Source organism: Stenotrophomonas aracearum (assembly GCF_031834615.1).
In the GTDB taxonomy this organism is placed as follows: Bacteria; Pseudomonadota; Gammaproteobacteria; order Xanthomonadales; family Xanthomonadaceae; genus Stenotrophomonas; species Stenotrophomonas aracearum.
This window is the reverse complement of record NZ_CP115543.1, coordinates 2,033,539-2,059,266: the sequence shown is the minus strand read 5'-3', so window position 1 is coordinate 2,059,266 and position 25,728 is coordinate 2,033,539. Positions and strand designations below refer to the sequence as shown.

Sequence of the window (25,728 nt, the reverse complement as noted above, 5' to 3'; positions counted from 1 at the left end):
AGGTCGCAACACTCTGAAGCTGGAGCAAGGTTGCTGACGGCGCAGCGCGGAATGCACCCCTACCAACTGGGCTAGCTTCAAGCCCGCAGAGTTAGTGCCAAGAACAATTGAGTGACCTGGGAGAGATTTGAGAAGGAACTCGCCTGACTAAACCCTCGAGCAAGACCGAAGTCGCTCGGAGTGCAGCTATCTTGGCGAGTTCGTAGCTCTGGGTCATTGCTGAAGAGAAGCGCCAATCCCGCAGCCATGTTTGGGACTGGCTGCCGCGCCGCAGGTACTCATTTCAGTAGGCGCGCCGCTGGATTGTCCTCAGCAGCACCTGCTTGAAAGTACCCAATCACGCTCGCTACCGATCGGTGCTCAGTCATGGCCATCACCGCGGGTAGGGGCATGCCTTGTTTCCCAGCTTCGGTCACGAACCCCGACCGCAGGCTGTGGGCACCAAAGTCTCCCTCCAGCCCCGCCAAACGGGACCGGCGCTTTACGACTGCGGCCACCGAGCCTGGAAGTAGAGCGGGGCCGACTCGCTCCTTCCAAATTCGGCGGAAGATCGCCCCCTCATGAATCTCCGCGGCTCCGAGCCAGGCAGCGAGCGCTTCTGCGCTGCGCCCCAGGATCGGCTTGTCCGGGGTGGAATCGGCCTTCACCCCGGCCTGCTGCGTCTTCGAGTACTCGAGCCGGTAGATGTAGCAGTCGTCGCCAACCTTGCGAAGGTCGCGCATGTCCGCGGCGGCGATCTCGCTGCGCCGGCGCCCGCCACTGGCGAACCCGAAGCAGAGTAGGGCACGGTCACGCAGCCCTTCCAAACTGTCATCACAAGTCGCCAGCATGGCCTCAAGCTCCGGGCGCGTGATGGCTGTCTTCTTGGTCGGCCGTTCGCCGCGCTTGACGGCGGCACGCCGAGCCCGGCCCAACAATGTCCGGACACTGGGTAGCTCGCAGGGGTTGGCCAGGCGCTTGAGCTTGTGGGCGGTAGACAGCACAGCCACGCGCTGGACCACCGTCGATAGCTTCAAGGGCCCGATCCTGGCTTTGAGTCCGGCGGCGACCAGAGCCTGGTCCAGCGTCGGCGGCAGCTCGCTGACCAGGCCGGTCTTGCTCTTGCGCTGGATGTGGTCAACCAGGAACTGGATCACCACAGCCTCGCTCGCAGGCAAGGCCAGCTCAATGCCATAGCGGGCTTGGTGCCAGCCGGCCCAGTAGCGCAGGGCAGTGGCGTAGCTGCGGGTCGTGTTGGCCGCGGCCGCTTCGGCGAGCAGTTCGCGCACCGCATCGGCGGCATGCTGGGCCAGCTGTTCCGGCAAGACCAGCTGCGTGGCCGTCGCAGACAGAGTCAAAGGAGTGGAATTTCGTTTCATAGTATGTAATGTACGCTATGAAATATGGTGTTTACTAGCGATAATCATCACTTATCGCCAGTACGGAATCAACGGGGCAGGGCGCCCGCACAGGAGATAGTTCAATGGCTCGCGGCATCACGGAACTGGACGTGCACGGCGCCGCTGACGCGCTTGTCGCAAAGGGCGAGCGCCCGACGGTGGAGCGCGTCCGGGCGCACCTAGGTACGGGCTCCCCGAACACGGTAACCCGCTTGCTGGAGACTTGGTGGCAAAGCCTCGGAAGTCGGTTACACCCTGAGAGTCCAGGCGTGAAAGACGCTCCGGCTGTGGTGGGGAAACTTGCCGGGCAATGGTGGGCGCTAGCGCTAGAACATGCGCGTGATGCGGTCCTTGCTGAGTTCTCCGTGGTGCGCGAGGACCTTGCACTCAAACAAGAGGAGCTTCTTGTCCGGTCCAAGGCACTTGCAGTTGAGATGAGCGCTGTCCATGCGAGGTCGGAGGCGGCAATTGCCGCGGAACGCATCGCATGCGCCCAGGCTACCGAATTGCAGCGATTGGTCGATCAGCTTCAGCTACAGGCTGCAGAACTGGCCGGGCAACGAGCCGCCGCTATTGATCGACTTGAGCATGTGGAGGCGTCACGCCAGGCGCTCTACGACAGGCTCCAAGAGACTGAGGAATCGGCGAGATCTGAGCGCGAGAGCCTGGCTGAGCACGTCAAATCTGTCGAAAACCGCGCATTGGGTGATCTTGATCGCGCTAGACAAGAGAGCAAGGTGTTGCAGGCGCAGCTGGCCAGCGCAGTGAAAAAACATACTTCGATTGAAGCAGAGATGCGGGGTAGCCTCGAAAAGGCACACTCAGCCACTGCGGCGGCACTACAGATGGTGGACAACCAGCGTGGCAGATGTGCAGCGCTAGAAGAGCAACTGGCCAAGCTCCAGAACTTGCCGGCGGATCTAGAGGCTGCGCTTAGGCGAAGCCAGGTGAATCCCGGTCCACGGAAGGCAAGCTCCAAGCAGCAGGCTAAGAGGAGCTCATCCAAGGCCACGAACTAGGAGCGCCGGCTCGCGTAGAGCCCAGCCAGAGCCATTAATTAGGAACACTATTGACGGCACTTTTGGGGGCTACTTACCCCTAATAGCTGCCCCTGAGAACGTTCCTGGGCGTACCATCAATACCTGCGAGCGTCAGGCGTTTTTGAAGGCTAGAGGCTCCCTACGTGAAACATCCGCCATCCAGAGATTTGCCACGCGACGACGCCGGCGAAGATGCTCATCTGTTGCAAGGTAGACAGCGAATTCATTGCGTTGCCCACTAGGAAGACCCAGACTCAGCTGGGCGGAGCTACGGCGCGCGGTGCGATCGGAGGACATCGCTTCCTGAGCTGGATCCGAAGACGCCCCAGAAACACGGGGGCGTCGTCTCGGTGTCAGACGGCCGTCTGCCCAACATCTACGGCGAGGACCGCCACTGCCAGAGCGCAGCTCTCGCGTTGTTCGAGCGCCGCAATTCGGTCACCACCTTGAGCCAGCACTCCAGGACGAAAAATCGTGCCGGGCAGCTTCTAGCACCAGCGCGGGCTCCAGAGCCATCATTTCTGATGGTGAGTTCCCATACAGCCGAGCATGAGGAGCAATCAGCCACTCGAGTTCCTCCCAACCTGACGTCCGCTCGCCGGCAGAAGCTCCATATTGGGGTTCAGCCGAGATACGTGTAAAAATGCCCCGCAAAACTCAAATAATTCTTTCAGGTTAATGAGTTAGCCGATATTTTTCTTCTCGGCTGGTTGCGCCAACAGATCGAGCGTCGGGCACGGCGCGCCTGTCACCACGCGGCGACACTCATCTACCAAATGCTCAAGGTCGACTTCCAATTGTCGTAGTTCGTCCAGGCGCCGGCGCACTTCGGCCAATTTCTGTTCGGTCAGCTGCTGCGTCTGCTCGCAGGCGCGCTGGCCTTTGACCTCCAGCAGCCCCGCTATCTCGTCGAGACTGAATCCCATCGTCTGTGCTCGACGGATGAACTGAAGCCGGCCGACTTCGTTGGGGCCGTACCGGCGCACGCTGCCCATTGGGCGCTCAGGCTCCGGCAGCAGGCCTCGCCGCTGGTAATAACGGACCGTTTCGACATGCACACCAGCGGCCGCGGCCAGCCGACTGATCGTCATTACGTGGGTGGCCATCGGCTTGACTCCGTACTTAGGTACGGAGGTTAACATGCGGGTATGGCCCAACGTCCCGCACAGTCCTCCTTGCCTGCCCTCTTGGGCGCCGCGGTCGCGGCTATTGGCGCGTCCGTGTGTTGTGTCGTGCCCTTGGTGCTGGTCCTGATGGGTATCAGCGGTGCCTGGATCGCCAATCTCACAGCCCTGGATGCGTGGCGCCCGTGGTTTAGCGCTGCCACGCTGGCGTGTCTGGGCTGGGCATTCTGGATGCTCTATGGCCCGGCCTCGCGCTGCCGCATTGACGGGATCTGCGTCGATCCTGCGCGATTGCGACGCCTGCGGCGCTGGCTGTGGATCGCTACCGGCCTGATCGCGCTGCTGCTGCTCTTCCCTTATTACATCGGCTGGTTCCTGTAGGAGTCCCCCATGCGCAAGATCCTTCTCGGTTTGGTATTCACGGCATGGATGGGCCTAGCTTGGGCGGCTACCCCAAAGCAAGTTGTACTACAAGTGAAAAACATGACCTGCCCGGCGTGCAGCATCACGATCGGAAAGGCGATGGACACCGTGCCGGGCGTGACGGCGCGCCGTGTCGACACTCAGGGCGCCACCGTGACGGTGACCTTCGATGCCGAGCGCACCAGTGCAGCGGTCATCGCCAAGGCCATCACCGATGCTGGTTTTCCGGCCACCGCCAAGGCGGACGCAAACGGTGGCTGAGGTGAAGTTGCAAAGCACGCTGGCATGCCCGGCATGCGGGCACCGAGCGACCGAGATCATGCCCACCACGGCGTGTCAGTTCTTCTACGAGTGCACGGCCTGCCATACCCTGCTGCGCCCCAAGGAAGGCGATTGCTGTGTGTTCTGTTCCTACGGCACGGTGCCGTGCCCGCCCATCCAGCAACACAGCCCCTGCTGCGGCAGTACAACTTGACCCACGCTACGCGGCCAAGGCCAATTCCATCTCGTACGGCTCCGGAAGAGCATCCACGTCGATCAGGTAATCACCGAAGCGCTTCACGTGGCTGGTCACGTAGGGGCTGAGTGCAGCCACGTCCTCCGGGGTGATCTTCCAACCTGCTCGCATCAGCGTCTTGATGATGCGGGTCTGTTCGACCACGTTATGAAAGATGACGGCGTTGGCGACGAGGTCGTTGTACTTGACCGCTTTCTCCTGTTCGAGCGGATCGTTGTCGGCGATCACGCCCTCTCCGCCGAAGAAGAAATACTTGGAGAACCCGTTATAGGCTTCAACCTTGTTGGTGGAGGCTGTGATCTGCTCGCGTAACTCCCGGTCGGAAATATATTGCAACAGGAATAACGTGCGCACTGCGGCACCCAGCGCCCGGAAGGCTTGGTACAGGCGATTTTTGCGGCTGTAGTTGCCCAGTTTGCGCAGCAGCGTCGAGGCGGCGATCTTGCCGGACTTGATCGACAACACCACCTGCATCAGATCCTTCCAGTGGGTCTCAATCAGGTCCCAGTCCATGTCCTCCCGGAACAGCGCATCGATGGGCTCGTAGCGGCTGTCCTCGTCCGGACGGAAGAACCGGTAGTCGCGCCAATTGCGGATACGCGGCATCAGCTGGATGCCGAACAGGTGCGATAGCCCGAAGACTGGCAGCGACTGACCTTGGGTATCGGCGTGAACGGTGTCGGGTTGGATGTCGGAAGTGTTCTTCAGCAGTCCGTCGATGATGTACACCGCTTCCCAAACGCCGCATGGGATGAAATGGCTGAAGAGCGCCACGTAGGTGTCGGACACGTGGTGATAGGCAATGCCGCCGTATCCGCCATAACGGATGTGATACGACGCCAGCAGGTTCTGGTCGTACAAGTCGTACTTGGTGCCGTCGGCGGCGGCACGCTTGCCATCGCCCCAGAATTTGGGGAGCTGCAGGTTAGCGTAACTGTTGATGATGTCGCGACAGGCCGCTGCCAGCTTGTTCGCATCCACGTGACGGCGATTGACGAATGAAAGCATATGCGCGGAAGCGGCGCCACGCAGATGCCGTGCGGCCTGGGCCGGGCCCAGGTTGCAGCCGTAGGTGAATGCCGTCAGCACGTAGCGTTCGGTGGGCTGGTCGATCTTGGTGTCGGATCCGGACAGCGGTCCGAAATGCCGTGGCCAGCGGGTCCAGTGGGCCACGTCGCACAGGATCTCGATGACGCTGCGCTCGCGCAAACGAGCAAGAATCGCCGTTTCCAAGGCACGGGCACCACTGCTCATGTTCTTGGCCTTGTGGCGCTTGAGCACCGGCAACCCGTCGTCGCCGATGATCACCTGGCCGTTCTCCAGGTAACCCTGATCGGTCAGGTCAGCGACTTGCATCAGCCTTGACTGCAAGGCATTGACGAATCCTACCGCAGAGGCCGGCAAGCCCACCTGGCGACAGTAGTCGTCCAGCAGCGGTTCGCATTGCTCCCAGGGCAGCAGCTGCTCGCGGTAATCGGCGTAGGTTTCCGAACCATGCACGGCCACGTCACCGGATTTCAGTTCGTTGGCCAGCGAGGAGAACACGCACACCTCGAACAGACGGCGGCGAATGCGTTCCTCGCCCTGCTCGGTGCGATGGGTGATCGTCTTCCGCCAAAGCTGGGTCGTGAACGCCAGATCGACCGGTTCGTCGAGCCAGTCGCCGCGGGCGCGCTCCTGCGACAGGATCAGTTCGATCGCGTTGATCAATGAACGGTCTTCGGTGGTGGATTCCAGGTCCAGCATACGCACCATGCGCAGGATGGTGGCGCGGTGACTTTTGTAGAACGGCCAGAGCAGCGGCAGATGGTTGTCGCCGCTGTGTGCGGCGATCGCATCGCAGTCGGCCTGCAGGGTCTGGATGCCTCCGCGCGTACTGACCAGGCGGCGAATCTCCCGTCCTGCATCGGTGTCGCCAGGGTGACGATCAAGCACCTGAATCACATCCGACATCGTGGCCACGATGGCCTCGGTCTTCTCACGATAGCGCGCACGCAGCCGCTCCAGTTCCTCCTTGCCGCGGTTGTGGAGATTTCCCATGCGTTTGATGAACATCTCGGCCAGGTCGTCACGGGTTTGCACCCGAGCGCGATGGATCAGGCACAGCAGGAGTGCGTGTCGCTTGGCCGGGCCGAAGTCGCGCAACTCGGCGGCGTCCAGCACCCGGGCTTCGGCGGCGAAATGCTTGCGCTTGAGTTCCGGTATGTCCGCCAGATGCAGTTCGCTGCCGACCAGTTCGTCCAACGCCGCGATATGGTCGATCAGTTCCTGGAAGTGCTGCAGCGAGGAGCGCTTGGGCAGCCGCTTGATGGCCTGCAGCGGGCTCTTGATGCGAGCGTCGGTGACGACCAGCAGATCGTCCAGACGCTGCTTCTCGTCCGCCGTCAGCCGCGCATCGATGAGAGCGAAGTAACGACCATTGACCATGGTGCGAATCCGGCGCCCCAGGCGATCCAGTGCGGAAAACGCAGGCAGCTCGATGCGGTCGCGGACAAGTTGTTCGATCGCCACGTTGATCAGGTCGGCCGGATTGTCCATGACGGCGGCGGCTTCGTGGATGGCGCGGGCCGCCACGTCGAGGCCGCTGTCGGCATAGGCTCGAACCTGAAGATAATCCCGGATGCGCTGGAAATAGCGGTAGCGCTTGTTCGGCGCGATGTCGGCGGGCTTGATCTGGATCCGGTACCGCAGCGCGTTGCGGAGGTGCCGGACGACCGCAGAGGGAACTTCATCGATTGCGGGGAAGTAGCCCAATCGCTGGAAGGATTTTAGCAGCAGCGCCAAGGTCAATCGATGGCCTGGTTGGCGAGCGTTGTCGGTGATGAAGGCCAATTCGGCGTCGGTCGGCGTGTAGGCGGCGACCAGTTCCCGGACGACGGGGTTGCGCTTGAATTGCGGGTATGCGGTCCGTTCGATCGACGCCATTGAAGCCTCAGTTCGGTCAGGGAGTGAGTAATGCCGGTGGTGGCAGGCTCGCCTCGATGCGCTGGCGCGCGAACGGATCGCCGCCGTCGAGATAGCGCATCGCCGAGTGCACGTCGCGCCAGCCGACGTACTCCATCAGCGCCTTTACGTCCCAGCCGTTCGCGTTGGCCCAGCCGGCGAAACCGCGGCGCAGGGAATGGCTGCTGTAGCCCTCGACGTTGGCCAATCCGGCGTGCAGGAACACCTGCCGGAGCAACCGGATCAAGCTGTTGGGATGAAAGGGGGCGTCGGCGATCTGGCCCCAACGACCGACGCTCCGAAACAGCGGGCCGGAAGTCAGCTGTGCGGCATCGAGCCAGTCCCGTGTCGCGGCTACCGGGCACAGGCGCGACAGGGCCGGTACTTTGTAGGTCTTGCCTTGGGCTTGACGGTCGCCTTTGCTGTGCGGCAGGAAGCAGACCATGCCTTCCCCGGGAACCAGGCGCAGGTGTTCAATCCGCAGCCGGATCAGTTCGTCACCGCGAAATCCCCGCCAGAAGCCGAGCAGGATCAGCGCCTGATCGCGTCGATGACGCAGATCCGCAGCCTGTGCGTTCCGCGCCTGAGCGGCGATGATCGCCCCGTCCAGCCAGTCCACGACCTGCGCCAGCTGGGTCAGCTGCAACGGTGTGGCCTGCTTCTCCTCCTGCGGGTGAAGGGTTTGGATGCCCTTGAGCACCTGGCGCACGAGCGGCGCCCGGGTCGGATCCGCAAACCCGTGTTCGGCATGCCAGTGCGCCAGGGCAGCCAGGCGCAATTTCAGGGTATTCACGGCCAGCCGTCCGGCGTGTTCGGCCAGGTAACGGGCCACGCTGTCGGCCGTGGCCGGCAGGTGCCCACCCCAGGCGACCTCGAAGTGCCGCAACGCCGAGGCATAGCTGCGCCGCGTGTTGTCGCGGGTGGCGGCTTGCAGGTAACGGTCGATATCACTCATGCCGTGCCTTCTTCTGACTATTCCGCCGTGTCGGCCCACGCGTCGGTAATGGGATATCGCCGCTCCCGACCAAAGGCGCGGCGCGAGACCTTCGGTCCTGGCGCCGCCTGATGCCGCTTCCATTCGCCGATGCGCACCAGACGAAGCACGTGGTCGACCGTTTCGGGGGTGAATCCTGCCGCGACAATCTCCTCTCGCGACTGCTCCTGATCGATGGAACGGAACAAGATGGCGTCGAGCACGTCGTACGGCGGCAAGGTGTCCTGGTCGGTCTGGTCCGCGCGCAGCTCCGCCGAAGGTGGACGATCGATCACACCCCATGGGACCACTGGAGCGCCCGCCACGGCGTTGCGCCAGCGGGCGAGCGCGGAGACTTCTGTCTTGTACAGATCCTTGATTGGCGCATAGCCACCGCACATGTCGCCGTAGATCGTGGTGTAACCGACCGCGTATTCGCTCTTGTTGCCGGTGGTCAGCAGCAGGCCGCCGAACTTGTTGGCCAAGGCCATCAATAGCGCACCGCGGGTGCGTGATTGCAGATTCTCCTCGGTCGCATCCGCTGGCGCCTGCGCAAACAGCGGCGCCAAGGCATCCAGGTACCCTTGGAAAGGCTCCTCGATCGGCAGCGTCATCAGGCGTACGCCCATGGCGCGGCACTGCTCGTCGGCCAGGTCATTCGACACCGCGGCGGTGTAGCGCGACGGCAGACGCACGGCTGTGACGCGGTCTGCGCCGAGCGCATCCACCGCTATCGCGAGCACGACCGCCGAGTCCAGGCCACCCGATAGGCCGACCCAAACGCGGTCAAAGCCATTCTTGCGGCAGTAATCGCGTGTGCCCAGGACCACGGCCCGCCAAGCGAGGCCATCGCGGCTTTCGTCGCCTTCGATCGGCCACGACACCGGTAGCAGAGTGCGATTTTCGACGTCGTAGTCCGCGATCAGCCAATGCGGCTCGAACGCGATGGCCGCTGGATGCACGTGGCCGTCTGCGTTGGCCAGCAGCGAGGCGCCATCGAAGACGATGCCGTCCTGCCCCCCAACCACATTCACGTACGCGATCGCCACGCCCGTGTCCCGCGTGCGCTCGGCCAGCAAGGCATCGCGTTCCGCGTGCTTGTCGCGCTCGAAGGGCGATGCATTGGGCACCAGCACCAACTGCGCACCGGCGGCCGCGGTTTCAATGAGAGGTTCCAGGCCCCACAGGTCCTGGCAAATCAGCAGCCCGATGGGAACGTCCTTTACCTCGAACACGCAGGCGCTACCGTCGGGATCGACGGCGAAGTAACGCCGCTCGTCGAACACCGCGTAATTGGGCAGGTCGCGCTTGCGGTAGGTGGTCGCGATAGCGCCATCGCGCAAGACGCTGACCGCGTTATAGACCACGGCGCCGGCCGCTTCCGGCCAGCCGACTACCGCCACGATGCCGCGGGCCGCCGCCGCGACGTGCCTGACGGCCGCCTCGCACTCGGCGAGGAAGCTGGGACGCAGTAGCAGGTCCTCGGGCGGATAACCACTCAGCGTGAGCTCCGGAAACACCACCAGATCGGCGCCATGGATATCGCGGGCCTCGGCGATATAGGCCGTGATCCGGTCGGCATTCCCGATCAGATCGCCGACGGGAAAATCGAACTGCGCCAGCGCGAGTCGAAGTGGCGTGGTCATCGGCGTCAGGGGGAGGAATGGTCGGGGAATCGCCGCAGCGTTTCCAGGATCGTGCATTGCCCGCGCTGGCCGACACGGCAACTGCCGATGGTGCGCTCCAGTTCGCTGGCCATCCGCTGCAAATCCCGAATCCTGGTCTGGATATCGTCCAGGTGTTCGCGCGCCAGCCGGTCGACCTCGGCGCAGGACAGCGCCGGATCCTCGGCCAGCTGCAGCAGGCTGCGGATCTCCTCCAGGCTGAAACCCAAGTCGCGGCCACGCGTGACGAAGCGCAGGCGCTCCACGTCGGCCGGCGTGTACTGGCGGTAGCCGCTGCGCGTCCGTCCGGGCCGGGGCAGCAGGCCGACGCGTTCGTAATAGCGGATCGTTTCGAGGTGGCAGCCGCTGGCGGCGGCAGCGTCACTGATTGTCATTCGCATTACTTGACTCTGTAGTAGGTACAGACTCTAAACTGGAGGCCTCCGAAATTCCACGCCCTGGCCGCTTGGCCGCCATGGGCTCCCATCTGGTCGCATGCAATGCCCTTTTTTTCGATGAAAGTCCTGCGTCACTGCGCGCTCGCCCTCCTGATCATCGCGCTCAGTGCCGGCGTCGCCGGGGCGGCGGACCCGCAGGCGGAAGCCCGGCAGGCCTGGCAGCTGCTCGATTACATCGCCGTGGATTACGCCGGGGCCGTGCGCGGCGGCCAAGTGGTCGAACCGGGTGAGTACAGCGAGATGCAGGAGTTCGCGGCCACGGTGCGCACGAAAGTGGCCGGCCTCCCGGCGACGCCGCAGCAAGCTGCGCTGGTGAGTTCGGCCGAGCGGCTGCAGGCGGCGGTCGCCGCCCGCGCCGAACCGGAAGTCATCGCGAAAACTGCGCATGCACTGGCCGCCGAATTGCTGACGGTTTACCGCATCGAGGCGGCACCGACGACCCCGCCGGACGTGGCCAGCGCGGCCCCGCTTTACGCCCAGCAGTGCGCCGGATGTCACGGGGCCCAGGGCCGCGGAGATGGCCCCATAGCCGCTAGCCTCACGCCGCGGCCGATCGCATTCACCGACGCGGAGCGTGCAGCACAGCGCAGTCCCCTGGCGCTGTATCAGGTGATCTCGCAGGGTTTGAACGGCACGGCCATGACCAGCTTTGCCCATCTGTCCGAAGCCGACCGCTGGGCACTGGCCTTCTACGTTGGGGGATTTGCCTACGACGACGCGGCGCGCAGCCGCGGCGAAATCCTGTGGCGAGAGGATCCGAAGCTGCATCAGGCGCTCCCGACATTGGCCGCCCTGTCCGGTTCGAGCGAGGCCGAGTTGGGCCAGACGTTGGCGGTGGCACAGGCGCAGGCGATCACCGCGTATTTGCGTGCTCACCCGGCTGAAGCGGTGCCGCATGCCGCTGTCGGGGCTAGCCCGTTCGCACTCGCGCGGCAACGCCTGGCGGACAGCTTGCAAGCCTATGCGGCCGGCGATGCAGTGCACGCCAAGACACTGGCTTTGTCGTCTTACCTGGACGGTGTGGAGCCGGTGGAGCCGACCTTGGCCAGCCGCGATCGTGCTCTGATGCGCCAGATCGAAGCGGGTATGGCCCGATTCCGCGACGCGTTGGGGCGCCGTGCGCCGGCCGCCGAGGTGACCGCCACGGCGGCGGAGATCACCGGCTTGTTCGATCGCGCTGAAGCGGTACTGCAAACGTCCCACACCGATACAACCACAGCCTTCCTGGGTAGCTTTACCATCCTGCTGCGTGAGGGACTGGAAGCGCTGCTGATCGTCGTGGGCATGATTGCGTTCCTGCGCAAGGCCGAGCGGCGCGAAGTGCTGCCCTACGTCCATGCCGGTTGGGTCGGTGCATTGCTGGCGGGCGTGCTGACCTGGGCCGTTGCCACGCATCTGGTGGACATTAGCGGCGCCAATCGCGAAGTCACCGAAGGCGTGTCCGCGCTGTTTGCCGCGGTGGTCCTATTGAGTGTGGGTATCTGGATGCACCAGAAGAGCCTGGCCGGGCGCTGGCAGCAGTACCTGCACGCCAAGATGTCGGCCGCGCTGACCCGGCGGTCGGCCCTGTTCCTGTTTTCGCTCGCCTTCATCGCCGTCTACCGCGAAGTGTTCGAGACGATCCTGTTCTTCATCGCCATGTGGAGTGAACAGGCCTCCGGCGCGATCTTGGGCGGCCTGCTGGCCGGTGCCCTGGTCCTGGCCGGGGTGGCCTATTGGATGTTGCGCATGAGCAAGCGGCTGCCGATCGGCCAGTTCTTCTCTGCCAGTTCGATCCTGATCGCGGTGCTGGCCGTGGTCCTGGTCGGCAAAGGCGTCGCGGCCCTGCAGGAGGCGGGCTGGATCGCGCAGGCCCTGGTGGCGGCCCCGCGCATCGAATGGCTGGGCGTCTATCCCTCCTGGCAATCGCTGTTGGCCCAGTTGGCCGTGGCCGTCGTTGCTGTGATCGGCTTCCTCTTCAACATGCGCTCGCCCGCCTCGGTGCGGACGACCAAGGACTAAGCCCCCATGAGCCAAGCAGACTCCAAAACCTGTGGTTGTTCGGCCGCAGCGGCGGCCCCCGAGGCGCACCTTCGCACGCCCGCCTCGACGGTTTACCGCATCGAGAACATGGACTGTCCGACTGAGGAGGCCTTGATTCGCAACAAGCTGTCAGGCGTACCGGGCGTAGAGCGCTTGGACTTCAATCTGGTGCAGCGATTGCTGACGGTGCACCACGCCTTGCCGTCGCTGACGCCCGTGGAACAGGCCTTGGCCGCGATCGGCATGCGTGCGGTGCTTGTTCAAGGGGCGCCGACTGACCAGTCAACGACGCTGGCCATCGCCAAGATGGATTGCCCGACCGAGGAAGCCTTGATCCGGGCCAAGCTTGGGACGGTGCCGGGGGTGTCGAATCTCGATTTCAATCTGGTGCAACGCACCTTGCAGGTCCGCCATACGCCCGATGCCTTGCCCCAGGTGCTGGCGGCGCTGAGGACGCTCGATTTTGAAGCACACGTCATGGAGGGCGCCGGTGCCGTGGCGCCGGCGGCGCCGACCCCAACGAAATGGTGGCCGTTGGCGATTTCCGCGGTGGCTGCCATCGCCGCCGAAGCGATCTATTGGCTCAACAACGGCAATCACTGGTCCGTTATGGCGTTGGCCCTGGTGGCGATCCTGACGGGTGGCCTGCCGACCTACAAGAAGGGCTGGATCGCGCTGCGCAACCGCAACCTCAACATGAATGCGTTGATGTCGATTGCGGTCACCGGCGCCATGCTCATCGGGCACTGGCCCGAAGCGGCGATGGTGATGGTGTTGTTTGCGCTGGCCGAAGTGATCGAGGCCAAGTCCCTGGACCGTGCCCGCAACGCCATTCGCGGGCTGCTGGACCTCGCGCCGGAACGGGCCACGGTGCAGCAAACCGATGGCACGTGGCAGGAGATGGATGCCAAGCACGTCATGATCGGCAGCCGGGTGCGCGTCAAACCGGGCGAACGGCTTGCGCTCGATGGCGAAGTGCTGGAGGGACGTTCCACCGTCAACCAGGCACCGATCACCGGTGAGAGCCTGCCAGTGGAAAAGGCCCCGGGCGATCCGGTCTTTGCCGGCACCATCAACGAATCCGGTTCGTTCGAGTTCCGCGTGACCGCCACCGCGAGCAACTCCACACTGGCTCGCATTATTCATGCGGTGGAGGCCGCACAAGGCAGTCGCGCACTCACGCAACGCTTTGTCGATCAGTTCGCCCGCTGGTACACCCCGGCCGTATTCGCGGTTGCGCTTGCCGTGGCCATCGTGCCGCCGCTGGTGGTCGGCGGGCCGTGGCTCGATTGGGTCTACAAGGCCCTGGTGCTCCTGGTGATCGCCTGTCCCTGTGCACTGGTCATCTCGACCCCGGTGAGCATCGTCAGCGGTCTCGCCGCCGCCGCTCGCCACGGCATCCTCATCAAGGGCGGGGTCTACCTCGAAGGCGGGCGCAAGCTGCAATGGCTCGCCCTCGACAAGACCGGCACGCTCACCCACGGCAAGCCGGTGCAGACGGATTTCCTGACCTGGAACGAAGCGGCGCCGACCGCCGCGCGGGAATGGGCGGCCAGTCTGGCTGCGCGCTCCGACCATCCGGTATCGAAGGCGGTCGCGCTGGCCGCGCAGGCCGACGGCGTAATGCTGCAAGCGGTCAGCGACTTCGCCGCGCTGCCGGGTCGCGGCGTGCGAGGTCAAATCGATGGCGTGGCCTACCACTTGGGCAATCGCCGATTGATGGAAGAACTGGGCGTCAGCTCGCCGGAGCTGGAGCGCCGCCTCTCGATGCTGGAGGCCGAGGGCAAGACCGTGGTGATGCTGATCGGAGACAGTCGCGTGCATGCGCTGTTCGCCGTGGCCGACACCGTCAAGGACAGCAGTCGCCAAGCGATCGCCGAGCTGCATGCCCTGGGCGTCAAGACCCTGATGCTGACCGGCGACAATCCGCACACCGCCCAAGCCATTGCCGCGCAAGTCGGTATCGATCGTGCCCAAGGCAATCTGCTGCCGGAAGACAAGCAACGCGAGGTCGAGCAATTGGCCCGGGCCGGGACGGTGGGCATGGTGGGCGACGGCATCAACGATGCGCCGGCGCTCGCACAGGCGGACATCGGGTTCGCGATGGGCGCTGCCGGTACCGATACCGCCATCGAGACGGCCGACGTGGCCCTGATGGACGATGACCTGCGCAAGATCCCCACCTTCGTGCGCCTCTCTCGCGCCACGGCAAGTGTGTTGATGCAAAACATCGTGCTGGCGTTGGGCATCAAGGCGATCTTCTTGGTGCTCACCTTTACCGGGCAGGCCACCATGTGGATGGCGGTGTTTGCCGACATGGGCGCCAGCTTGCTGGTGGTGTTCAACGGGTTGCGGTTGCTGCGCCGATGACCGAGACGCCTTTTGTTGGGTTGGAAGCAAGGAGGAAGTCCAGATGCGCCTTACCACGCTGATTCGCTACGGCGTCTATGCGGCGCTGCTATCGGGTGACAAGGCGAAGGCGTACGCCCTGTTCGAGCAAGCGCACGTGCTCGGCCAGCCGCACATGTGGGCCCACCTCCGCAGCCACATCGCCTTCCTGCGCTGGGCAGTCCGGTATCGGGATGGTGGGGAGATCGTCGGGCAACTGCTACGCATCGTTGCAGTGGGGTTGTTCACCTGGCTGTGGATGCCGCGCGGCAACACCGGCGGCACCACGATAGGTGCCTTTCAAAGCGCTCCCATTCCACCCGAACTGCGCCGTTGGGCCGCATGAAATTTCATAACGTCACTGACGCCCGGTATCGTTGACCGTTATGTCGTCCCGACCTAACCGCACCACGATGCTTGCCCGCCTGCGCGCTTCCACGCGCTTGGCGGTGCTGGTGCTGCTGATCTTTGCCCTGAAAGTCGGTGCGGCCGCCGCATGCGCGAAGAACGACTTCGCCGATTCAAACTTCGGTACCGGCGACACGCATGGGGTCGTTGTGCAAGCGACGGACACAAACGCGGGCGATCTTGCCAAGACTTCGTTCCCCCCTGCCGGCACGTGCAGCCATTGTGGCTGCCACCATGCGACGGCGCTGCCGACGAACCCGGTGCTCGTAGTAGTCCCGATCCCGCCGGATCGCGCTGCCGGCTATCGGTCCGGCCTACCACCCAGCACCTATCTGCGTCTGGAATTGAGGCCACCGATCGCCTGAGTGACCGCGTTTCGCCTTCGGTAATCCGGCCGTTGGCATGTCGTCGACTCAGAGGATTCTCCATGCACTTTGTTCGTTTACCGCGACGGCGTTTTGCCGTGCGGTTGGCCTGCGCCATGGCGTTGGCCCTGGCACTATCGATGCCGGCCGCTGCGGCCGATTCCTCCGCGCCAGCGGCACCGCCCGCCATTCGCGAGGCGTTGCAGTCGGCCTGGCAGCACCACCCTGCCTATCGGGCGACCGAAGCACAGCTAACCGCCGCCCGGGCTCGCCTCGACGCGGCCCGGCAACCGCTCCACAACCCGGAACTGGAATTGGCGTCCGAGGACGAAGGCTCGGAGCGGACCTCTACTGCCGGGCTGAATCTCACCCTGGATCTCAGCGGCAAGCGCCGCGTGCGCCGCGATGCCGCCGCCGCCCGCGTCGATCTAGCCACGGCCGAAGCTCGGCTGCGTCGCCGCGATTTCGCCAAACAGTGGTTCGGCAGTTGGGCGGCGCTGCAGACTGCCACCGCACGCGTGCGCACCGGCGAAAAGCGGCTGGTGTTGATGAGCCGCTTCGCCCAGTTGGCGCAAAAACAGTTCGCCGCGGACGACATCTCCGGCCTGGAGCGGGACCTGGCGCTGCTGGCTCAGGACGAGGCGCAGGCCGAACAAGCACAACTGATTGCCGAGCAGGCCGAGGCCGAAGCACGATTTCGTGCCGTGGGCGGTTCACCCGAACTGCTTGCGAACCTCGTGCTTCCCTCCGCAACCTTGTCGCCGCCGATCAGGACGAACCTCGGCATCGACCAACTGGCGGACTGGCAGGTCGCCCAAGCCACCGCGTTGGCGGCCGAACGCGAAGTCACCGTGGCACGACGCGATCGCATCGCCGATCCCAAGCTGGGCGCCTATGGCGGCCGCAAGCAATACGATTTCGGCGGCCCCAGCGAGAACGTGTACGGAGTCACCCTGACCGTCCCGTTGTTCGTGCGCAACTCCTACCGCGCCGAAGTCGTTGCCGCGCAGGCTGAGGCGGACGCGGCGACCGCCGATGCCGAACGCGTCCGCCTCGAGTTGGAAGCCGACCGACGCCGCGCGATCGACAGTTATGCCGCGGCGCAATCGAGCTGGACCCGCTGGCAGGCCAGCCGCGGCACCGACGTCGAGCGCCGCACCACGTTGCTGGAACGGCTGTGGCGCGAAGGCGAGCTGTCCACCGCCGACTACCTGCAACAGCTCAAGCAGACCGTGGATACGCAGCTCGCCGGCGCCGAACTCGAAGCGCGTCTGTGGCGTTCCTACGCCGATTACCTTGCCGCCACCGGCCAGCTCGAACGCTGGGCCGGCCTGGAGGGCACCCCATGAGAGAGAATTCGATGGTTCCGTTCCGACTGATGTCCCTGCTTACCGTGTCACTGTTGCTGGTGTTGACCGGCTGCAGCAAATCGCCTGAAGGCAAGCCCGCCCGCGCGCCCGCCGCCGAATCGGCCGAGACCGAACATGCCGACGCCGACAGCGCTGGCGAGGCTGGTGAGGAAGCCGAAGTCGGGGCTCCGCTGAAGATGGACGCCGCGGCCCTCAAGGCTGCGGGCATCGAGTTGCAAGCCATCCAGACGACCGCACTCAGCGAAGAACTGCGGGCGCCCGGTGAAGTGGTCGACGATGCCTATGGCACCACGCTGATCACGCCCCGGATCGAGGCCCTGGTCGTGCGCCGCCATGCCAAGCTCGGCGATGAGGTCCGCGCCGGTGCACCGCTGGTAACGCTGGCGAGCGTCGAGGTGTCCGACGCCCAAGCCGAGTTGCGCATCGCCGAACAGGAATGGCGCCGGGTTTCGGCGCTCGGTCGCGAAGCCGTGGCAGGTCGTCGCATCAGCGAGGCCAAGGTGGCAGTCGATCGGGCCCGGGCCAAGGCACAGGCCTATGGCCTGCCCGGCACCGCCTCGGGCGGCGTCAACGGCCAGTTCACGTTGACCGCGCCGCACGCGGGCCGCATCACCGAAGACGAGTTCGTCGTCGGCGAGCGCATCGAACCGGGTAAAGCGTTGTTCCGTCTAGTCGACGAGTCACGGGTCTGGGTCGACGCCAAACTGCCCTCCGGCACGGTGTCGCGCGTGGTGCCGGGATCGGAGGCCACCATCGTGTTCGCAGGTGAGCGCCTGACCGGTACCGTGCAGCGCTCTGCGCACCGAACCTCAGATGCCACCCGTAGTGCAGTAGTGCGCATCGAGGTGTCGAACCAGGGGGATCGTCTGCACGGCGGGGATTTCGTTGACGTGTTCTTCGAGTCGATTTCCGGCCGCGCCAGCGCCACCTCGCTGTCGGTGCCCAATGAAGCTCTGGTGCAGTTCCAGGGCGACACCGTGGTCTTCCGCCGCAACCGTGAAAGCGCGCTCGAACCGGTGGCGGTGCGCGCCGGCGAAGTGATCGGTGATCGCACGGTCATTCGCGAGGGGTTGAAGTCCGGTGATGTGGTAGCGGTAAAAGGCGCATTCGCAATCAAGTCGCAGATGCTCAAGTCGCAGTTGGGAGAAGAGTGATGACGACTGATGCCTGTCCCGCCCACGCGGGAGGTGCGCCATGCTGAATCGCCTGGTCGAACTCTCCCTGCGTTACAAGTTCCTGGTGCTGATCGTATTCGCGGTGGTGGCCTTCCTTGGCCTCAGCGCGGTGCGCAGCGTCCCCATCGATGCGTTCCCCGATGTCACCCCGGTGCAGGTCAACGTCTACACCGAATCGCCCGGGCTGGCGGCGGAAGACGTCGAGCAACTGCTGACAACGCCGGTCGAATCCGCGCTCGCCGGCTTGCCGAAGGTGCAGGAAATCCGCTCGGTCAGTCTGTTCGGTTTGTCCTATGTCTCAGTGTACTTCAAGGACGACATGGACATTTACTTCGCCCGCCAGTTGGTCAATGAGCGGTTGCAGGAGATCGGCGACCGGCTACCCGAAGGCTATGGCAAGCCGGGCATGGGCCCGAACACGTCGGGGCTAGGTCAGGTGTACTGGTACACCGTCGAGCGCGCCCCCGGTGTCAGCAAGGACCAGATCAGCGACATGGACCTGCGCACCTGGCAGGAGTGGACGGTCCGCCTGATCCTGCGCACGGCGCCCGGTGTCGATGACGTCACCTCCTGGGGCGGCGGCGAACGACAGTACCAAGTGCAGATCGACCCGCAGCGGCTGTATGCCCGCGGTCTCGGCTTCGCCGACGTGATCAACGCGGTGCCGGCCAACAACGGCCAGGTCGGCGGCAACGTCATGGACGTGGGCCGCGAGCAATTCCTGGTGCGCGGTTTGGGCTTGCTCAAGTCGACGGCCGATATCGGTGCGATCGTGCTCAAGTCCGAGGACGGCGTGCCTGTGTACCTGCGTGACGTGGCCACGGTGGAGGAAGCTCCGGCGCCACGGTTCGGCGCAGTCACCCGCGACGGTCAGGAAGTGGTAATGGGCCAGGCGCTGGCCCGCATCGGCGAGAACGCGAAGAACGTGGTCGAGGCGGTGAAGGCGAAGATCGACACCGCCCGCGCTGCCTTGCCCAAGGGCATGGTGCTCAAGCCGATGTATGAACGCACGGATCTGGTCAACAAGGCCGTTGGAACTGCCGTGCGGGCGCTGATCGAAGGCTCGCTACTGGTCGCGGTGATCCTGTTCCTGTTCCTGGGCGAGGTGCGCTCGGCGTTGGTGGTGATCGTGACCTTACCGCTGGCGATGCTGATCGCCTTCATCGGTATGGGACAGATGGGGCTGTCGGCCAACCTGATGTCGCTGGCGGGTCTGGCGATAGGCATCGGCATGATGGTCGACGGCGCCGTGGTGCTGGTGGAGAACGCCTTCCGGATCATGGCCGAGCGATTAGAGCACGGCGAAAAGGTCGACAAGACTGCCGCGGTGCTGGCGGCAGCGCGGGAGGTGGCCAACCCGATCGCCTTCGCGATCATCATCATCATCGTCGTGTTCCTGCCGCTGTTCGCGCTGGAAGGTCTGGAAGGCAAGATGTTCAAGCCGATGGCGTTCAACATCGCCTTCGCGATGGCCGGCTCGTTGATCCTCAGCCTGACCCTGATCCCGGTACTGGCGTCGATGATCCTCAAGCCAAAACCGGAGCGTGACACCTGGCTGGTCGCACGGATCAAGCGCGTCTACCGGCCGCTGCTGGACAAGGCACTAGCGAAGAAAAAGGTAGTGGTGATCAGCGCGGTGGTGGCGCTGGTGGCGAGCCTGGCGTTGTTCCCGTTCCTCGGCAAGGAGTTCATGCCGCAGTTGCAGGAAGGCTCGATCATGTGGCGCGTGACCGGCATCCCGTCGACCTCGCTCGACGAGTCGATCCAGACCAGCAACACCATCGCCGCGGCGTTCAAGAAGTTCCCGGAGGTCGAGACGACCTTGGCGATGATTGGCCGTGCCGAGAAGGGCGAAACCGCCGACGTCAACTACATGGAGATCTACACCGCCCTTAAACCGGAAGACGAGTGGACGTCGGGACGCAACATCAAGCAACTCGAAGCCGCGATGCAGGAGACGCTGGAGGAGGCGGTGCCCAATGTCGTGCCGAGCTACACCCAGCCGATCCAGATGCGCGTGGAAGAGTTGATCTCCGGCGTGCGTGCCACGCTGGCCCTGAAGCTTTATGGCGAGGACCTAACCCAGCTCGACCAGCTGAGCGGCCGCATCAAGCAGGTACTGCAGGGGGTGCCGGGGGTGGCCGATCTGTCGCTGGAAGCCAACATCGGCAAGCCGCAAATCCGGATCGCAGTCAACCGCGACGAGTTGGCGCTGTACGGGATGAACGCCGAGGAAGTGCTGACCATCGTGCGCAATGGTCTGGGTGGCGAACCGGTCAGTGTGCTGCTGGACGGCGTCAAGCGCTTCGACATCGCCGTGCGACTGGACGAGTCCGCACGTATGTCGGTGGAGGCGGTACGACAGATTCCGCTGCGCACTGCGTCCGGCGCAATCGTGCCGTTGGCACGGGTGGCTGAGGTCAGCGTGGCCGAAGGCTACTCGTTCGTCCGCCGCGAGCAGCTGCAGCGCTACGCGGTGATCCAGATGGATGTGCGCGGCCGCGATATCGACGGCTTCGTAAAGGACGCGCAGGCGGCGATCAAGCAACAGGTGCAGCTGCCCGCCGGCTACTGGATCGAGTGGGGCGGCGCGTTCGAGAACCAACAACGCGCTTTGGCGAAGCTGGCGTTGATCGTGCCGGTCACGATCTTCTTCATCTTCGTGCTGCTCTATACCGCGTTCAACTCGGTCAAGTACGCCACGTTGATCATTGCCAACGTACCGTTCGCCACCATCGGCGGCCTGATCGCATTGGCGATCACCGGCCAGTACCTGTCGGTGCCCTCCGCCATCGGCTTCATCGCGGTGTTCGGCGTGGCCATGCTCAACGGCATCGTGCTGGTGAGCTTCCTCAACGAATTGCGCGAGAAAGGCCTGTCGGTGCGCGACGCCGTTGTGCAAGGCACGGCCCTGCGATTGCGGCCGGTGTTGATGACCGCGAGCGTCGCGATCCTCGGCTTGGTGCCGATGTTGCTCTCCAGCGGTGTGGGTGCCGAGACCCAACGGCCGTTGGCCACCGTGGTGGTCGGCGGACTGATCAGCTCGACCCTGTTGACGCTGGTGCTGCTGCCCGTGCTGTATGAATGGCTCGAGAACCGCTCCGAACGGCAGGCCGGCGAGCGCAACTCCAAGGAGAACGCATAATGAAGCAGATCAAGGCCTTCGTGCATCGCAACCGGGTCGCCGACCTGGTCCATGAACTGGAGGCCGCCGGGTTCCGGCGGCTCTCCCTGTTCGACGTCAAAGGCCTGCTACGCGCCCTGAGTGCGCGCGAGCAGCAGTACTCGGTCGAGTTCGGCGATCAGGTGATCAGCGAAATGCAGATGGAACTATTCTGCGAGGGCGACGAGGTCGCGCGCGTGGTCGAGATCTTCCGCCGCGTCGGTCGCACGGGCCACGCCGAGGCCGGCGCAGTCTATGTCAGCCCGATCGAACAGGCGTTCATCATCGACGGCGAGACGTGAGCGATAGCGACACGCCTTATTGACATCGTCTATAGGAGCCTTAAGAGATGACCCGACCGCCTAGCACTGTCCGCGAACTCATCGTCCCCGTGGCTCTGGCTGTAGTGACCGTGCTGCCAGCACTGTTCCTGCGCCTCAGCGGCAACAGTGCTGGAACCATCGGCGACGCCATCATGTTCGGCCTAGCGATCCTGGCGGCGGGATTCCTGCTGTCGTGGGGGGCGGAAGCGGCCGAGAAGTACATCGCCACTGGTTTCGTACTCGCGGTCGTCGCGTTGATCACCGTGCTGCCGGAGTACGCGGTAGATTTCTACTACGCCTACCGCGCAGGACAGGATCCGGCCTCCGGCTACGTCGCTTTTGCAGCCGCCAATATGACCGGCGCCAACCGCTTGTTGATCGGCCTGGCTTGGCCGTTGCTGGTCGGATTGCACTGGTGGCGTTCGCGCCAGCGCGGCATCACCTTGCAGGCGGATAACTCGGTCGAGATCGTCTTCCTCGCGGCCGCCAGCGCGTACGCGTTCGTGATCGTGCTCAAGAACAGCATCGGAATCTTCGACTTCATCGTGCTGGGCGCGTTGTTCGGTGCCTATCTGTGGCGTGTATCGCGGGCCGAGAACGAAGATGAAGAAGAGGACGAGGAGCCGGGTCCGGGCGCGGTGATCGCCACTTTCTCGCCCGCCCGTCGCTGGGCGGTGATGGGGGGGATGAGCGTTGTTGCGGCCACCGTGATCCTGCTGTCCGCCGAGCCGTTCGCCGAGTCGCTGGTGGCTTCCGGTCGCCGCCTGGGCATCGACGAGTTTCTGCTGATCCAATGGTTGGCGCCGCTGGCAAGCGAAGCGCCGGCGGTGACCATTGCGATCCTGTTCGTGCTCGACGGTCGCGCCCGTGCCGGCCTGACCACGATGATCAGTGACAAGATCAACCAATGGACCTTGCTGGTCGGCATGTTGCCCATTGCGATGAGCATCGGAGCTGGAAAACTGATGAGCCTGCCGCTGGATGCCCGCCAGCATGAAGAATTCTTCCTCACTGCGGCGCAGTCGTTGTTCGGCCTTGCGCTGTTGCTGCAGTTGCGCCTGAGTGTCTGGGGCGCCGTCGCGCTGGCGGTCCTGTTCCTGACCCAGTTGGGGCTCGCGTTCTTCTACCAGGCCACCCCGGCACGAGAGATCGCCGTGCTGACCGCGATGGCGTGGATCTACCTCGGGCTGGCGGTGCTTCTGCTGACGCGCAACTTCCGGCGGTTGCCGGCGCTGGTGGGCGCCGCATGGAACAAGCGTCCAGCCGTCGACGAGGGCCCGCATGAGCACTAATCGCAAGCGCACGGCTCCCATCCCCAACGCCCTCATTTGGTTGACGGTCTCCGCGCTGGTGATTGCGCTGGACCAGGCCAGCAAGTACTGGGTACTGGCCACGCTGCCCGAGCACACCGCAGTTCCGGTGATCGAGGGCATGTGGAACTGGTATCGCAGCTACAACACCGGCGCGGCTTTCAGCTTCCTCAGCGACGCCGGCGGCTGGCAGCAAGTGGTGTTTGGGATCCTGGCGCTGGGTATCAGCGGGTTGCTGGCCTACTGGCTGTACCAGACACCGCGCTCCGCCTACAAGGTTGCGCTGTCCTATGCGTTGGTGATCGGCGGCGCGCTGAGCAATGTCATCGACCGATCGCTGCGCGGCCATGTAGTGGACTTCATCCAGTGGCACTGGCGCGATTACTACTGGCCGGCGTTCAACCTCAGCGATTCGGCCATCGTGGTCGGTGCCATCGCGATGGCGCTGCACGGCGTGTTGGGGTCAGATCGTACTTCAGGCAACACCACTCGGAGCAGAGCATGAGCGAGCGCTACGATGTCGTCATTATCGGCGGCGGCCCGGGCGGCTATCCCGCCGCCATCCGTGCCGCCCAGTTGGGGCTGCGCGTCGCGTGCATCGAGAGCCGCCAACGGCTGGGCGGTACCTGCCTCAACGTCGGCTGCATTCCGTCGAAGGCGTTGCTCGAATCCTCCGAACGCTTCATCGCCGCCCGCACGGAGTTCGCCGAACACGGCGTCGAGTTCGAGGGTCTGCGGCTGAATCTGCCACAGCTGATGACGCATAAGGACAACGTCGTGTCGGGGCTGGGCAATGGCATCGACTTTCTCATGCGCAAGCACAAGATCACGCGCCTTGTCGGCACCGGATCGATACCCGCGCCTGGACAGGTCACCCTGACCGACAGTAGCGGCGCCACGCAGGCGCTGACTGCCACTTCCATCGTCATCGCCACCGGCTCCGACAGCGCGACCTTGCCCGGCGTGCTGATCGACGAAGCACGCATCGTCTCTTCCACCGGCGCATTGGCCTTGCCGGAAGTGCCCAAGCATCTCGTGGTGATCGGCGCAGGTTACGTCGGCCTGGAGCTGGGATCGGTCTGGAGGCGCTTGGGAGCAAACGTCACCGTGATCGAGTATCTCGATCGCATCACTTCAGGAATGGACACCGAGCTTTCTCAAGCTCTGCACAAGGTGCTGGAGGAACAGGGCTTCCTATTCCTGCTTTCGCAGAAGGTGACGGGCGCGCGAAGCGAGGACGAGGAAATCGTCTTGACGGCCGAACCGGCCCAGGGCGGCCCGAGCGAGGAGATTCGCGCCGACTATGTGCTGGTGTCGATCGGACGCCGGCCCTTTACCGACGGGTTGGGACTGGACGCCATCGGTATCACACGGGATCGGAAGGGTTATATCCAGGTCGACGAGCACTGGCGCACGAATGTGGACGGCATTTACGCCATTGGCGATGTGATCGGCGGTCCCATGCTGGCGCACAAAGCCACCGAGGAAGGTGTCGCCTTGGCCGAACAACTGGCCGGACTGCCGGGCCACGTCAACTACGACGCCATTCCGGCGGTCGTCTACACGGCGCCTGAAGTCGCCTCCGTGGGGCAGACCGAAGACGCACTCAAGGCGGACGGTGTGAGCTACAAGGTCGGCCGCTTTCCGTTCAGCGCCAATAGCCGTGCTCGCGCCAAGGCGCAGACTGAGGGCTTCGTGAAGGTGCTCGCCGATGCCACGACCGATCGGGTGTTGGGTGTGCACATCATTGGTCCCGAGGCCGGGTCGCTGATCCACGAAGCCGTAGTGGCCATGGAGTTCCGTGGTTCGGCTGAGGACATCGCCCGCAGCTGCCATGCCCATCCCACCTTGCCCGAAGCGCTCAAGGAGGCAGCGATGGCCGTGGACAACTGGGCGCTGCACGTCTAGCCATTCACTTCCGCCACGCCACTAGCGAAACGGAGGCATCCCATGAACACAAAGACTTCCGGCAAATTGAGACCCGGCGCCCCCGTTGATCTGGCCGTTCAGCGCCGAGGCTTGTTCAAGATGGCGGGGTTGGGCGTGCTTGTCTGTTTCGTCGGACTGTTCGCGGGCTATTTACTGCTGCCGCGCTACTTCAATTTTCCCGAAGCGCTGACCGACCGGTTCGTGTTCTGGGCTCGCCTGCAGGTATTCCTACTGATTTGGGTGGCGGTGGGCGTCGGGGCGGTTTCCCGAGGACGGCGTCGGTCGGCCCAGGACATTCGGGGCTCGGCATACGGTCCGCCTAGTCCGCGCCTGGCGATCCGGATCGCGTTCTTGCAGAACAGTCTGGAGCAAGCCTTGTTGGCCAGCGGCGCGTATCTAGCACTGATCACAGTGCTTGCAGCGCCAGCGCTTTCGCTACTCGTCAGTGCCACGGTGATTTTTGGCATAGGACGAGTGACGTTTTTCCTCGGCTATGAAAGGGGCGCACCAGGCCGAGGCTTCGGCTTCGTACTGACGGTGCTTCCAACTTTGTTGGGCTATGCATGGGCCATCTTTCTGATAGTGCGAGAACTGTGGATAGCGTAGTTGCCCCGCGTGAGCTGTCGATAGTCGCTCCTCATGGCAACCTGCGCTGCTTCCATTCCGTAGAGGCCGAGAATGACGGCAGTTGCACCGTTGAGGATCGCGCCCGAGGCGTTCCTTGTGTGGACGGCCGAGTCAGAGCGTTAATCGC

At 64.1% G+C, this 25,728-nt stretch carries 21 protein-coding genes and 1 pseudogene; 16 read left to right on the top strand and 6 right to left on the bottom strand.

The genetic code is table 11. From position 1 onward, the window contains the following. Positions 1–278: 278 nt before the first annotated feature. Positions 279–1,358, bottom strand: coding sequence for a site-specific integrase (locus PDM28_RS09460; protein WP_311184585.1), 1,080 nt, complete (start codon positions 1,356–1,358; stop codon positions 279–281). Between the two features lie 104 nt (positions 1,359–1,462). Here PDM28_RS09460 and PDM28_RS09455 point away from each other — a divergent pair, with 104 nt between their 5' ends. After that, positions 1,463–2,398, top strand: a complete 936-nt coding sequence (locus PDM28_RS09455; protein WP_311184584.1) for a DNA-binding protein — start codon at positions 1,463–1,465, stop codon at positions 2,396–2,398. 704 nt (positions 2,399–3,102) lie between these two features. Here the strand turns inward: PDM28_RS09455 and PDM28_RS09450 are convergent. Then, positions 3,103–3,525, bottom strand: a complete 423-nt coding sequence (locus PDM28_RS09450) for a MerR family transcriptional regulator (protein WP_293979303.1) — start codon at positions 3,523–3,525, stop codon at positions 3,103–3,105. Positions 3,526–3,567: 42 nt separating this feature from the next. Between PDM28_RS09450 and PDM28_RS09445 the strand changes: the two genes are divergently transcribed. Genes PDM28_RS09445 through PDM28_RS09435 form a run of 3 tightly spaced genes read left to right on the top strand, consistent with a single transcriptional unit; the run spans position 3,568 to position 4,441 of the window. Beyond that, complete coding sequence (locus PDM28_RS09445) at positions 3,568–3,924, top strand: mercuric transporter MerT family protein (protein WP_293979305.1); 357 nt, start codon at positions 3,568–3,570, stop codon at positions 3,922–3,924. Positions 3,925–3,933: 9 nt separating this feature from the next. Beyond that, positions 3,934–4,227: a heavy-metal-associated domain-containing protein gene (locus PDM28_RS09440; RefSeq protein WP_293979307.1), complete on the top strand. Its 294-nt coding sequence runs from the start codon at positions 3,934–3,936 to the stop codon at positions 4,225–4,227. Further along, positions 4,136–4,441 carry a GDCCVxC domain-containing (seleno)protein gene (locus tag PDM28_RS09435; protein ID WP_484605321.1) on the top strand — a complete coding sequence of 102 codons (306 nt, stop codon included), beginning with the start codon at positions 4,136–4,138 and terminating at the stop codon, positions 4,439–4,441. Before PDM28_RS09440 ends, PDM28_RS09435 begins: the two co-directional genes overlap by 92 nt. A gap of 6 nt (positions 4,442–4,447) precedes the next feature. Here the strand turns inward: PDM28_RS09435 and PDM28_RS09430 are convergent, their stop codons facing one another. The 4 genes and pseudogenes from PDM28_RS09430 to PDM28_RS09415 all read right to left on the bottom strand — a co-directional run bounded on the left by PDM28_RS09430 (position 4,448) and on the right by PDM28_RS09415 (position 10,458). Beyond that, positions 4,448–7,408, bottom strand: a complete 2,961-nt coding sequence (locus PDM28_RS09430) for a Tn3 family transposase (protein ID WP_311184583.1) — start codon at positions 7,406–7,408, stop codon at positions 4,448–4,450. 25 nt (positions 7,409–7,433) lie between these two features. Beyond that, a pseudogene (locus tag PDM28_RS09425) lies at positions 7,434–8,381 on the bottom strand (site-specific integrase); the annotation flags it as partial. Positions 8,382–8,398: 17 nt separating this feature from the next. Then, positions 8,399–10,045 (bottom strand): NAD+ synthase, encoded by a 1,647-nt coding sequence (locus PDM28_RS09420; protein WP_293979313.1) that lies wholly within the window; start codon positions 10,043–10,045, stop codon positions 8,399–8,401. Between the two features lie 5 nt (positions 10,046–10,050). Beyond that, complete coding sequence (locus PDM28_RS09415; protein ID WP_311184582.1) at positions 10,051–10,458, bottom strand: MerR family transcriptional regulator; 408 nt, start codon at positions 10,456–10,458, stop codon at positions 10,051–10,053. Positions 10,459–10,563: 105 nt separating this feature from the next. On the opposite strand from PDM28_RS09415, the gene PDM28_RS09410 reads away from it, so the two are divergent. The 12 genes from PDM28_RS09410 (at position 10,564) to PDM28_RS09355 (ending at position 25,580) form a co-directional block, all read left to right on the top strand. Further along, complete coding sequence (locus tag PDM28_RS09410; protein ID WP_293979317.1) at positions 10,564–12,522, top strand: cytochrome c/FTR1 family iron permease; 1,959 nt, start codon at positions 10,564–10,566, stop codon at positions 12,520–12,522. Between the two features lie 6 nt (positions 12,523–12,528). Beyond that, on the top strand, positions 12,529–14,913 hold the full coding sequence (locus PDM28_RS09405) for a heavy metal translocating P-type ATPase (RefSeq protein ID WP_311184581.1): 2,385 nt from the start codon (positions 12,529–12,531) through the stop codon (positions 14,911–14,913). A 43-nt stretch (positions 14,914–14,956) separates the two neighbouring features. Next, positions 14,957–15,277, top strand: a complete 321-nt coding sequence (locus tag PDM28_RS09400) for a DUF3703 domain-containing protein (RefSeq protein WP_293979321.1) — start codon at positions 14,957–14,959, stop codon at positions 15,275–15,277. A 67-nt stretch (positions 15,278–15,344) separates the two neighbouring features. Next, positions 15,345–15,704: a hypothetical protein gene (locus tag PDM28_RS09395; RefSeq protein ID WP_311184580.1), complete on the top strand. Its 360-nt coding sequence runs from the start codon at positions 15,345–15,347 to the stop codon at positions 15,702–15,704. A gap of 62 nt (positions 15,705–15,766) precedes the next feature. Continuing rightward, positions 15,767–17,053, top strand: a complete 1,287-nt coding sequence (locus PDM28_RS09390) for a TolC family protein (RefSeq protein WP_293979325.1) — start codon at positions 15,767–15,769, stop codon at positions 17,051–17,053. Then, the gene (locus PDM28_RS09385; RefSeq protein ID WP_311184579.1) at positions 17,050–18,228 is read left to right on the top strand and encodes an efflux RND transporter periplasmic adaptor subunit; all 1,179 of its coding nucleotides are present in this window, start codon (positions 17,050–17,052) and stop codon (positions 18,226–18,228) included. Before PDM28_RS09390 ends, PDM28_RS09385 begins: the two co-directional genes overlap by 4 nt. 40 nt (positions 18,229–18,268) lie before the next feature. Continuing rightward, positions 18,269–21,394 (top strand): efflux RND transporter permease subunit, encoded by a 3,126-nt coding sequence (locus PDM28_RS09380; protein WP_311184578.1) that lies wholly within the window; start codon positions 18,269–18,271, stop codon positions 21,392–21,394. After that, positions 21,394–21,714, top strand: coding sequence for a P-II family nitrogen regulator (locus PDM28_RS09375; RefSeq protein ID WP_293979331.1), 321 nt, complete (start codon positions 21,394–21,396; stop codon positions 21,712–21,714). Before PDM28_RS09380 ends, PDM28_RS09375 begins: the two co-directional genes overlap by 1 nt. A gap of 47 nt (positions 21,715–21,761) precedes the next feature. Beyond that, a complete protein-coding gene (locus PDM28_RS09370) occupies positions 21,762–23,027 on the top strand; it encodes a sodium/calcium exchanger protein (RefSeq protein ID WP_293979333.1) in 1,266 nt (421 codons plus the stop codon). Then, on the top strand, positions 23,017–23,550 hold the full coding sequence (gene lspA / locus PDM28_RS09365; RefSeq protein WP_311184577.1) for a signal peptidase II: 534 nt from the start codon (positions 23,017–23,019) through the stop codon (positions 23,548–23,550). The genes PDM28_RS09370 and lspA overlap by 11 nt, the downstream gene beginning before the upstream one ends. After that, on the top strand, positions 23,547–24,953 hold the full coding sequence (lpdA, locus tag PDM28_RS09360) for a dihydrolipoyl dehydrogenase (protein WP_293979337.1): 1,407 nt from the start codon (positions 23,547–23,549) through the stop codon (positions 24,951–24,953). Before lspA ends, lpdA begins: the two co-directional genes overlap by 4 nt. Positions 24,954–24,995: 42 nt before the next feature. After that, positions 24,996–25,580, top strand: a complete 585-nt coding sequence (locus PDM28_RS09355) for an MAPEG family protein (protein WP_293979339.1) — start codon at positions 24,996–24,998, stop codon at positions 25,578–25,580. Positions 25,581–25,728 lie beyond the last annotated feature (148 nt).

Bases quoted from the DNA above. Each gene is read 5' to 3' on its own strand.
- PDM28_RS09460 (WP_311184585.1), bottom strand. From the start codon at position 1,358: ATGAAACGAAATTCCACTCCTTTGACTCTGTCTGCGACGGCCACGCAG.
- PDM28_RS09455 (WP_311184584.1), top strand. From the start codon at position 1,463: ATGGCTCGCGGCATCACGGAACTGGACGTGCACGGCGCCGCTGACGCG.
- PDM28_RS09450 (WP_293979303.1), bottom strand. From the start codon at position 3,525: ATGGCCACCCACGTAATGACGATCAGTCGGCTGGCCGCGGCCGCTGGT.
- PDM28_RS09445 (WP_293979305.1), top strand. From the start codon at position 3,568: ATGGCCCAACGTCCCGCACAGTCCTCCTTGCCTGCCCTCTTGGGCGCC.
- PDM28_RS09440 (WP_293979307.1), top strand. From the start codon at position 3,934: ATGCGCAAGATCCTTCTCGGTTTGGTATTCACGGCATGGATGGGCCTA.
- PDM28_RS09435 (WP_484605321.1), top strand. From the start codon at position 4,136: ATGCCGAGCGCACCAGTGCAGCGGTCATCGCCAAGGCCATCACCGATG.
- PDM28_RS09430 (WP_311184583.1), bottom strand. From the start codon at position 7,408: ATGGCGTCGATCGAACGGACCGCATACCCGCAATTCAAGCGCAACCCC.
- PDM28_RS09420 (WP_293979313.1), bottom strand. From the start codon at position 10,045: ATGACCACGCCACTTCGACTCGCGCTGGCGCAGTTCGATTTTCCCGTC.
- PDM28_RS09415 (WP_311184582.1), bottom strand. From the start codon at position 10,458: ATGACAATCAGTGACGCTGCCGCCGCCAGCGGCTGCCACCTCGAAACG.
- PDM28_RS09410 (WP_293979317.1), top strand. From the start codon at position 10,564: ATGCCCTTTTTTTCGATGAAAGTCCTGCGTCACTGCGCGCTCGCCCTC.
- PDM28_RS09405 (WP_311184581.1), top strand. From the start codon at position 12,529: ATGAGCCAAGCAGACTCCAAAACCTGTGGTTGTTCGGCCGCAGCGGCG.
- PDM28_RS09400 (WP_293979321.1), top strand. From the start codon at position 14,957: ATGCGCCTTACCACGCTGATTCGCTACGGCGTCTATGCGGCGCTGCTA.
- PDM28_RS09395 (WP_311184580.1), top strand. From the start codon at position 15,345: ATGCTTGCCCGCCTGCGCGCTTCCACGCGCTTGGCGGTGCTGGTGCTG.
- PDM28_RS09390 (WP_293979325.1), top strand. From the start codon at position 15,767: ATGCACTTTGTTCGTTTACCGCGACGGCGTTTTGCCGTGCGGTTGGCC.
- PDM28_RS09385 (WP_311184579.1), top strand. From the start codon at position 17,050: ATGAGAGAGAATTCGATGGTTCCGTTCCGACTGATGTCCCTGCTTACC.
- PDM28_RS09380 (WP_311184578.1), top strand. From the start codon at position 18,269: ATGCTGAATCGCCTGGTCGAACTCTCCCTGCGTTACAAGTTCCTGGTG.
- PDM28_RS09375 (WP_293979331.1), top strand. From the start codon at position 21,394: ATGAAGCAGATCAAGGCCTTCGTGCATCGCAACCGGGTCGCCGACCTG.
- PDM28_RS09370 (WP_293979333.1), top strand. From the start codon at position 21,762: ATGACCCGACCGCCTAGCACTGTCCGCGAACTCATCGTCCCCGTGGCT.
- lspA (WP_311184577.1), top strand. From the start codon at position 23,017: ATGAGCACTAATCGCAAGCGCACGGCTCCCATCCCCAACGCCCTCATT.
- lpdA (WP_293979337.1), top strand. From the start codon at position 23,547: ATGAGCGAGCGCTACGATGTCGTCATTATCGGCGGCGGCCCGGGCGGC.
- PDM28_RS09355 (WP_293979339.1), top strand. From the start codon at position 24,996: ATGAACACAAAGACTTCCGGCAAATTGAGACCCGGCGCCCCCGTTGAT.